This window comes from Marinomonas vulgaris, assembly GCF_018145875.1.
Taxonomy (GTDB): domain Bacteria; phylum Pseudomonadota; class Gammaproteobacteria; order Pseudomonadales; family Marinomonadaceae; genus Marinomonas; species Marinomonas vulgaris.
Window position 1 is genome coordinate 1 of the sequence record NZ_JAGSSV010000039.1, and the last position, 8,910, is coordinate 8,910.

The following is an 8,910-nucleotide window of genomic DNA, read 5'->3' on the forward strand; positions in this document are numbered from 1 at the left end:
AGTTGTCTCACCCATTTATCCATGGTGGATTTGCCCACCCCCATCGCTTCAGCCGCTTCTGCGACGCTATAATTTTGCTCTATAACAAGCTGTGCCGCTTCTAAACGGAATTCAGGGCTAAAATTAGGCTTTCTTGGTTTAGTCATTTGTTCACCTGTAAAGTTATGAGATAAGTTTATCATCTCTAATCAGGTGGCCAAATTCACTATGCCACTACAAGGTGTGCCTTGGTATGGGCAAGGAGATGTATGGTTTAAATATTCTATGAAAGGTAGTGCCAAGGCTATTGATATAATTTTAGATAAATGTGGTATTGGTGCGTCTCAAGAAAAATCAAATCTCGTCTCACAGCGCCTCCCCAAAAATGGAGATTGGACTCTGCTAATTGCAACATTTAAATCTCTTGAAAACGCATCTAAGCTAATTGAAAAGTTAAATGCTTACGGCCATCCTGCTTATTTGAAGACTAAAGACAATTTATTTATAGTGAATGTAGGCGCAGGCATACTGCGTAAAGATGCTGAGCTATTTAAAGAGAAGATAAAAGATGAATTTAGCCTGAATGGTATTGTAGCCATGTACTCAGAAAATTAAGGCTACTAGGAGTGTTGCTTAGTCTACCTTTAGCTACTTTAGGTTTTTCTTATGTGGTGATTTTTTCTATAGAGTATCTGAAAACTCGTTTACTCTAATCTAAATATAATAAGTGCTATTTTTATAGTTGATCTCCTCTCATTTATGTATTCCAAGGCGGTTGAGTGCTTCAATGTTAAGATGTTAGGTAGTTAAAGAGTATCCCATGTGTTCGCTCTTGTCTGAAGGTAGATATAGCTCCCAATATTCACTTTTAGTGTTGCTAATAGATGCGATTGTAAAAAATTAATGAATGAAAGAGACTAAAATTAATTTAGCTTAAAGTTGCTCTCATGTCTCAATGCCCCCTCGAAAAACTATGGTTTGATCTCGTAGGTTGTCCATTAACCTTCTTTTTTATTGTGTCCATAATCTTACTGTTTGAAGGTTCGCGTCTGGGTTTACACCTTAAACGAAATAGGGCTTGTAACGTGGCGGAAAATATACGCTTCTGGATCCCTGGCAATGGGGAAGTGAGGCACCTTTATGGTGTAAGGTTTAACCTTCTAATGTTAGCTTTTGTCACCTTTGGTTTTCATCTGGTACAGGCAAAAAAAAAGAGACCATCTAGGCCTCTTTTGCTTGTTGAATAACACCATACACACCTCTATAACCGCTCCTATACAGTAGCGCGTAAAGTGTCGTCGGATCGAATCGCCTACCATAGCCCGTCACTATTTTTTTGTGTGTAAGCAACTGGCATATGTGCTTATAGGCTGGTGGATGTCTCTGCCCGTCTTGGTGGGCTTCTAGGATCGTTGCTATTACTCGGCTGCGTAATGCGTCTGTCTTGGGGTAAGTCATTAGTACAGCCCCCACGTTAAGGGCGGCATCTGCCCAACTCTCAAATAAACAAAGCAAACCATAAAATACAGGCTCATGAATATGACCATCATCATTGCAACCGCTGTCATTAGATCATCACTCATTTTGTACTCACTAAATCAGTAATCTTTAGAACTTTAGAGTTTCGTTACCGTCTAGCGGTATAACGTGAACCCCTTGATATGTCTGGCTTGGGGGGGACTTTAGAGCTTTATACCATTTTGCCTATAAATAGAGATTTATTAGCTGATAGATAAGAAAAATGAAGAATTATTAAAAAGAGAAAATACCACTCTAATCTTCTAAAATACCCTCTACCCCTTACTACATAAGGCTTTCATCTTATACCGCCATGACTCTAAAGTTACGGTAAAGCTCTAAAGTTACCCACCATTTCACACCAGCATGACACGGCTCTTTCTGCCGTCTTGTTTCAGTTCGATCTCACCAGCATTTAGCATGTACTCAAGTACCTTGTCGTAAAAGTCCGTTTGACCTTGGTTGCTGTCTTTTAAGGCTCTTAGTCGCTTATAGCTTTTCGTTACATTCTGCTTTAGTTGGCTTGGCGTGGTGCCAAGTGGCTGAATGTTGCGGGTGATTAATTCCCTCGTATGTTGGGCTATTTCTTCTATGGTCGCGTCATGCTCTAGTGCTTCTGATTTGCGCATCAAGTAACCAATGTCTTCAATGCTTCTATAAACCAGCTCCACAGCGTAACGGACGTGTTGAGGTTCAACTTTTCCCGACTCAAGTGCCACTAAATTACAGACCTTGTTCACCTGTTCGAAAGCACGCGCATAAACAGCGCCAAGAGTAGGGTGGTTCCTTCTATCATAATCGTCATAAAAGGCACGGATACTCTCTAACATTTGTTTTGCTTCGGCTGAGGCTGTCATGGGCCTGTGCTCTAACTTAAGCCTTTCTAAGCGCTGTTTTATTGCTACGTGCTCAGCGTCTAAGTCTTTTTGAGCCTTGTTTAATGGCGCCCGTGAGTCCGCGCAACGTAACAATAAGCAACGCCCGATAAGGCCACTGTTTATGTTTTTGGCGCTGACAATATTGTCTAGGCCCTCGGGTGTTGAGTGACCCATCATTGAAACCATTGGGTCAGGCCAGCCGTTTTTAATGAACTCTAGTTTTACTTTAAGGTTACGGCGTTCGTAGTCGAGTTCTTCAAAGTCCGCTTTGGCTTCTAGGTCGCTATCAGGTGCGTTATTGGCTTTGGCTTGTTTCTTTTCGATTTGCTCAATATCTCGCTTTATATACTCCTCAAATTGCCGTCTGTGGTTCCCCGCAAAGAGATACATTTTTGAGGTGATCAATGTTAGCAGTAAGTCACCTATTTTGTTTTCGTAGGTATTAGCGTTCTTGTTGCTAATGGCATTAAACAAAGCTTGAATTTCGTCTATGCGGTAGCAACAACGGCCGTCACCGTCTACTAGGTTGCGTATCATGTCCACATCTGAGGCAATAGAGCCAACAACATGACGCCCTAACTTTAATTCGCTGGCAATTTGGGCAAACCAGCCTTGCCCATGCTCTTTGCCTGCCGCGCTGGGAGCAATCGCAAGCGTAAAAAAGTTAAGCTTACCGCCGTGGTGTCCTTTACGATCACCCGCTACCAAAGCCATCAAATGAAGCGCCACTAATGGATAAATCATAGGTATTTGTCTATGGGCGGTTGCGTTTAAGTAGTCGCAAATCTCGCCAGCAAGCCCCATAGGGTGTTCAATACCAACGCCCGTTAAATCAATAGGGTAAGGTTCGGTCTTGGCTTCGTTATGAATAAAAGACTTACTCAAATCAGCAAACATTTTATTAGGCGTGCTTTGTGTAGGTTTGTGCTCAATCCCCAAAATATTTGCCGCTTTTTTAATAGCTACTGTTGAGTCTTCCAGGCATTCATTCTTAACGAATAGGTCAAACACACTCCAAGCATGACCATAGTAGGGGCTACTGCTGTTATGGACGTATAAGCGGTCTATACCATCGTCACCATGTAGCACTTTTGCACCTGCAATGCCACTGGTGCTCTCTGGTGGTAAATAACGGTCATCCCTGATTCGCTTGAAGCCAAGCCCTTCGATGTAGTCCCTTAATGATGTGCGCTGACAATATTGATCAATCACAGAGCCGCCATTTTGTTTAGGTTCGTATGTTTGAGCCTTAACCATATTGAGCGGTAGAACGGGTACGCAGAATCTTTGCCCTTCGGTGTATGACGCTGTGTAATAGCTATCCGTTCGTGCTTGGTCCAGCCTAGGAAAAAACCACGCCTGTGACAGTGCGTAATTCTCTTTAACTGGAAAGACTAAAAGCCCCTGACTATGCAAAATATCTATAATAGTGTCCACGCCATCGGCTAGGGTCTTAGCGCTGGCATCGCTTGGCACCACTAGGCGCCACTTATGATAATGCTCGCCTTTTTTGTGGTGGCTGTGTGTCGTATAGATAATGTGCTCTATATCCGCTTGCTTTATAGCTTGGTGAACATGCCTAGGGCATGGCGCTCCGTCTACTGGTTCCCCGTGTTCATTTATAGAGCTATCACCATCAATAACGATCAACAAGTTTTGAGCATTTTGTAGGCTTTTGTCACTTCGGGTATCACATAACCCTCTGACAAAATAAGGACCATTTTTACCACCAACAGAGACATTGTGTGGGGCAAAGGCTTCCACCAAAGCTTCTACATTTACATACCAAGGCTCTAATTTAGTCGTGCTGGCGCCACCTGATAGAACCCTTGAAAGGCTTAGGCTGGGCTTATGCTCATCATTATTCAGTGACATTTTGATACCTCGACGTGATCAATTAGAAAAGTAACCGTTGCGGATCCTTCGTAGTTGCCATGGAAGTAATCCACGGTCACTGAACAGTTTTTATTGTCGGGTGTCATTCTGTAGTAGCCAGTAGTGGCACTGTTGGCACCTGTAAACGCGTGAAGCTCCCCGTCTGCTTCTAACTGTTTCATGTTTTCCAAGGTTTGCATGGCGGACGCTACAAAGTGGATAAACGCATCTTGATCAATCATTGTTACTTGCTCCCTGCTTCGTCGTTGGCGGCTTCGCCTAGGCTTTTAAGGTAATCTTTATCGGCTTCTTGCATGGCTTTATGTGCCTTGGGTAATCGCTTCCATCCCTGCTGCGCCTCTGTAAATGAATCACGTTTTAACTGACTGCGACGCTCTAAGCGGGCAACTGCGTCTTGTTCTGGGTCGCTTGCTAGGTGTCGCGGATCCAGCTGTAATGACGTGGTTCTGCTACCTTCTTGTTTTAATGAATGGATTAGCCAGTAGCCGTAACGATCACCACGCAACTGCTGAAGGTGTGACCTGTAGGTTTCGCCAAATAGTCGATTTAGTTCATCGCGGGCGTGTAATCTTCCGTCGGCAAATAGTTGAAGCATGGCGTAAACGGCTGGTGTGTTGCTGGTGGGTATTAATGCGAGCGGTAAGCCTAAAAATAATTCGTGTAAATCGTTCATGCTGACACCTCCAATTTAGAGGCTAGATATTCGTCTAGGTCGGACTTACGAAAAACACAGCATCGGCAGGTAATTCGAATGACCTGCGGAAACTTGGGGTCATTTTGCTGTAAACGCCATAGGGTAGGTCGGGAAACGCCAAGGTAGCGCGCTGCGTCTTTAAGTCTTAGGTTTTCTTGTGTTGTTTCTAATTGCATAAAAAAGCCTCGTAAGATTGCTTGTTGTGTTACGAGGCTAATGGTGATGGTTGTGGGTTTAAGTCTCTTCCTAAATAATATCCCTAATTAATTAGGGTGATTTTTTAGTTAGTTTATGGTAGCTGCTTTATGCGTCGTGATTTGATAGTGTCAATCAAACACTGTGGCGAAAATGCTCCTTTCAAGTAGTCTTTTATGCCATTTCCTTCATAAAGCTCTTTATTCATGTTTAGACTTTGTCGAGACTTCTTAAGGTGATCTTCCGCTCCTTCCCATTCTTTGCTTGGTAAGTAGCCATTATAAATGTTGTTCTGATAACTGTATGCGTTGGTTATGGACTTTTCGCTCTTATGTAGGTGTTCGGCTAAAATGTGAGCTAGTGATTCGCCTTTTTTGTTGTCTGTTATTGGTAAGGAGCTACCTCTTTCTATTTTCCCCTCTGCAATTGCTTTACCGTTGAAATAGTGCGCTAATGCCCAAACCAGTTCTCTTAACTCCGCATTATCATCAATGGAAGGGCGACGCCCTTTTTTAGGATTGCTAAATTGATGTAAAGCGTATTCATAGCGCTCCTCCCATTCTGGCGAAAGATCGCTGAATAAGCCTAATTTTGAACAAATATCAAAAGTTTTGCTTTCTTTTAGTATGATTGCTCTAGTGAGAGCAACATCAATAAACTTTTCTTTGTAAACCCACCTAGTCGGTTTTACCTCATCTTCGTCATTCTTTTTGCCGATGTAGACATACACCTGATTTCGGTCTTCTAAAAGCCAGTAGAATTTATCGTGATGTTTATGCTTTTTACCAATTATTACATCCATTTCGCGTCCTTACTCTTTGGTTCTTGTTTTTTGAAATCATCAGCTACCAGTGCCAGCGCATCGGCGGCGGCGTGAGGTGCTAAGTGCCCATAGTGCTGCTCAATCATTTTGACGGACTTATGACCAGCCAAGCGTGCTACTGTAAAAAGAGGAAAGCCACCAGCTACCATACGGCTTATAAAGTGGTGTCTTAAAGCGTAAAAGTCTAAGTCTGCTTCTATTCCTCCTAATGACAACACTTTGCGCCAATGTGTAAGGTGGGCTTTCTTATCCATTTTTAATCCCGTTCTATCAGATGGAAATACTAGGCCGCTGGTGGGTGAGCCATTTTGTTTATGCCACCCCTCCAATATTTGTGTAATGTTGCTATCTAGAGGAAGGTCAACTTTGATCGCGTCATTATGATGGCGTGTCTTGTTTGGCACCTTCACCAGTCGCTTAAATTGCAGATTAAGCTCTTGCCAGTTGAGCGTATACAAATCACCCGACCTTAAGCCTGTGTAGGCGGCTAAATGAAAGAAAGGGAAAAACCAATGTGGGTGGGCAAGGTTTGCTAGGCTCGGTAAACGGTCTTTACCATGATTTCGTGTATTCTCTCGTTTCTGTATCAATTGGGCTTTATAAGCGTCTAGGCCAGCTCTGAGGGCGCTTAACTCCGTATTGGTTAACATCCTTCTCGACTTAAGCTCTTCACCCTCATTTGATTTGTCTTTTTCCAGTGCTGTGGGTGGGGCAAGTTGGAATTTTGCGGAAGGGTCTTCGTTCAATACATGCTCTCTCACAGCATGACGAAACATTGTCCGTAATGCGCCAAAAGACCGTTTTACTGTTGCATGGCTTAGACCTTCTTGCTCTTTGGCGTTTTGCCAGTGCTTAAAGTCGGCAACGGTTAGCAGCTCCATAGGTGTATCAAGCCACTGTGAAAAGTGGTTTCTAATTATGTCTAAAGTGTGTTTGCCGTTGTTTGCTTTTCTATGCTGGTGCTTACTGTAGATACCATCGAGATAAGAACCTAATTTGCCGCTTTGTCTTCTGGCCTCTGCTTGGCGCTGAGCGTCTTTCCTAGCGTTTTTCTCTGTTGCAGGGTCAAAGCCTTGGCTGACTTGATTGCGATACATAATGGCTTTCTCTGCGGCTTCTAATCGGTTTGCCGTATCGCCAGTGTATTTACCTAGGTTTATCAGTCGCTTTTTACCGTCAAAGTCATGGTAACGGAAGCGCCAACACCCGCCAGTTTTTAGCTTTTGAAGGTGAAAACCAAGTATCTTAGGACAAGATAGTTCGTTTCTATACCCAGATTTTACTATGTGTTCTCTACATGCGGACTCTGTAAGCCCTGTAATACTTGCCTTTGCCATGACTATCCCTTTTCTAAATCTGCAAACGATCTGCAAACATTATAGGGTAATTATTAGCAATTTACAGCAATCATATGAAACAATGATATTGATATAAAATATTGAATTTAAAGGTTTTGTTGTATTTTATTGTTTCAGTGGATTAGATCGACCTTCCTTGACATGGTAGAGGTCAGCAGTTCGAATCTGCTTAGTCCTACCAAAATTTATACTTACTCATCAGTAAGTTACGAAAGCCGAACCCAGTGTTCGGCTTTTTTGTGTCTAAAATATGAGTAAACGGGAGGCTATTGCCCCTATCATGCTGTTGGTTTTGAAAAATCGCACAGAGTGCTTTTAGATCAATGTTAAGATCGTCATAGAAAGGGTTACCACTAAGGCCATAAGCGTACCATAAAGCCAATTTGATCTGGCAAGCTTGAAATTATCGACAGAATATTTGCCCGCTATGGATAAATTGATACCGGACAGTGGGCTGATAGCAGTGCCTACTCCCCAAGCACTTAATGATACGAACGCCAATAATGTATTATCGACGCTGGTGGCGGGTACGAGTGAACTCATTAATGAAATCCCCACAATAGGGTGCAAGCCCAGTAATGACATAATGCAAATCGCCACAAAGCATGCAATACCCTCCATAAGACCAAAGTGATCAAAAAACGCCCAGTTGTCGCCGAATGTTCCCATGAGTGCTAAGCCAATGGTTTTGCTTAAAAAGCCTGCGGATAAAAACAAGGCAATTTCATTAGCCATGTTTGGTAAGCGGATATGTGTATGATTTTTTAGTTGTTGAGTGGTGCGGTTAATGCCGTGCTTTAAGGTTAATAAAACAATAACCGACAAAGGGCTCAATAAGGTCACAATCGCGAGTATGGGTGTATCGGGTAATACCCAGTAATGGAAGAACATCACTAAGCAGGCTAGAAAAACAGGAAAGCGCAGCGAATGTAGTGCAATGGGGAAGCCGGTGAAGTCAGATAAGTAGTCTTTGCGCTTAAATTCCCAGAGGGTTATGAGGCAAGAGCAGAGTGCCATTGGCACTCCCAACATGGCCAGGTGATGAAATTGCGCCTCTGGAGCGATGGATAACGCCACAGCCAACGACGCGAAAAAGGGCGACCACAAACCCGCACTGGTCAAGCCTCGTACTAAAACTGAATATTGTGGCATGGATAAATGTGTACATTGGCGTTGTAATTTATCTCCCACCAGAAAAATAGCCGACATATTAATGACGGCGCCGAGTAGGTGAACGCTCAGCCAGGTGTGCACCACCCCTTTCGTTGATGTAGCCGATGGGCTCTTTTTTACGCTATCCGGTAGCAAGCCTAAAAGAGAGACGCCTGTTAACATGGCGACAATACCAAGGTTTCCCTCAATCAGAGTAAAAAAATCAAACTGACTCCCAGATCTAAGGGCGACGATAAGCGCAACCAACGCAACTCCTAACAACAGGCCTATTTGACGCTTGTTTCTGGCTTGCAGCCTTGACCAAGCTGATAAGAAGACAAAGGAAGATGCGAATAAGTCCCGCGCATGAGACAATTCATTTTTAACCTTCGAGCCTGACCATGTCACATCAACTCA

The 8,910-nt window shown here is 43.3% G+C and carries 9 protein-coding genes; 1 reads left to right on the plus strand and 8 read right to left on the minus strand.

The window, feature by feature from the left end; all coding sequences use genetic code 11:
• Nucleotides 1-182, minus strand: a 182-nt coding sequence (locus J9B83_RS15190) for a transposase (protein WP_407944030.1), incomplete at its 3' end; no start/stop codon positions are given.
• A 25-nt stretch (nt 183-207) separates the two neighbouring features.
• Here J9B83_RS15190 and J9B83_RS15195 point away from each other — a divergent pair.
• Nucleotides 208-594, plus strand: coding sequence for an SPOR domain-containing protein (locus J9B83_RS15195; protein ID WP_211537653.1), 387 nt, complete (start codon nt 208-210; stop codon nt 592-594).
• A 1,259-nt stretch (nt 595-1,853) separates the two neighbouring features.
• On the opposite strand, the gene J9B83_RS15200 is transcribed toward J9B83_RS15195, so the two are convergent.
• The 7 genes from J9B83_RS15200 to J9B83_RS15230 all read right to left on the minus strand — a co-directional run bounded on the left by J9B83_RS15200 (nt 1,854) and on the right by J9B83_RS15230 (nt 8,760).
• Complete coding sequence (locus J9B83_RS15200; RefSeq protein ID WP_211537654.1) at nt 1,854-4,250, minus strand: hypothetical protein; 2,397 nt, start codon at nt 4,248-4,250, stop codon at nt 1,854-1,856.
• Nucleotides 4,241-4,492: a hypothetical protein gene (locus J9B83_RS15205; RefSeq protein WP_211537655.1), complete on the minus strand. Its 252-nt coding sequence runs from the start codon at nt 4,490-4,492 to the stop codon at nt 4,241-4,243. The genes J9B83_RS15200 and J9B83_RS15205 overlap by 10 nt, the downstream gene beginning before the upstream one ends.
• A gap of 2 nt (nt 4,493-4,494) precedes the next feature.
• On the minus strand, nt 4,495-4,944 hold the full coding sequence (locus J9B83_RS15210) for a hypothetical protein (RefSeq protein ID WP_211537656.1): 450 nt from the start codon (nt 4,942-4,944) through the stop codon (nt 4,495-4,497).
• Nucleotides 4,941-5,141, minus strand: a complete 201-nt coding sequence (locus J9B83_RS15215) for a helix-turn-helix transcriptional regulator (RefSeq protein WP_211537657.1) — start codon at nt 5,139-5,141, stop codon at nt 4,941-4,943. The genes J9B83_RS15210 and J9B83_RS15215 overlap by 4 nt, the downstream gene beginning before the upstream one ends.
• A gap of 113 nt (nt 5,142-5,254) precedes the next feature.
• Complete coding sequence (locus J9B83_RS15220; RefSeq protein WP_211537658.1) at nt 5,255-5,962, minus strand: hypothetical protein; 708 nt, start codon at nt 5,960-5,962, stop codon at nt 5,255-5,257.
• Nucleotides 5,953-7,320 (minus strand): tyrosine-type recombinase/integrase, encoded by a 1,368-nt coding sequence (locus tag J9B83_RS15225; protein WP_211537659.1) that lies wholly within the window; start codon nt 7,318-7,320, stop codon nt 5,953-5,955. Before J9B83_RS15225 ends, J9B83_RS15220 begins: the two co-directional genes overlap by 10 nt.
• Nucleotides 7,321-7,656: 336 nt before the next feature.
• Nucleotides 7,657-8,760 carry a hypothetical protein gene (locus J9B83_RS15230; RefSeq protein ID WP_211537660.1) on the minus strand — a complete coding sequence of 368 codons (1,104 nt, stop codon included), beginning with the start codon at nt 8,758-8,760 and terminating at the stop codon, nt 7,657-7,659.
• Nucleotides 8,761-8,910: the final 150 nt, after the last annotated feature.

What these genes read in the sequence shown, in the direction of transcription:
- J9B83_RS15195 (WP_211537653.1), top strand. Translation starts at nt 208, where the DNA reads ATGCCACTACAAGGTGTGCCTTGGTATGGGCAAGGAGATGTATGGTTT.
- J9B83_RS15200 (WP_211537654.1), bottom strand. Translation starts at nt 4,250, where the DNA reads ATGTCACTGAATAATGATGAGCATAAGCCCAGCCTAAGCCTTTCAAGG.
- J9B83_RS15205 (WP_211537655.1), bottom strand. Translation starts at nt 4,492, where the DNA reads ATGATTGATCAAGATGCGTTTATCCACTTTGTAGCGTCCGCCATGCAA.
- J9B83_RS15210 (WP_211537656.1), bottom strand. Translation starts at nt 4,944, where the DNA reads ATGAACGATTTACACGAATTATTTTTAGGCTTACCGCTCGCATTAATA.
- J9B83_RS15215 (WP_211537657.1), bottom strand. Translation starts at nt 5,141, where the DNA reads ATGCAATTAGAAACAACACAAGAAAACCTAAGACTTAAAGACGCAGCG.
- J9B83_RS15220 (WP_211537658.1), bottom strand. Translation starts at nt 5,962, where the DNA reads ATGGATGTAATAATTGGTAAAAAGCATAAACATCACGATAAATTCTAC.
- J9B83_RS15225 (WP_211537659.1), bottom strand. Translation starts at nt 7,320, where the DNA reads ATGGCAAAGGCAAGTATTACAGGGCTTACAGAGTCCGCATGTAGAGAA.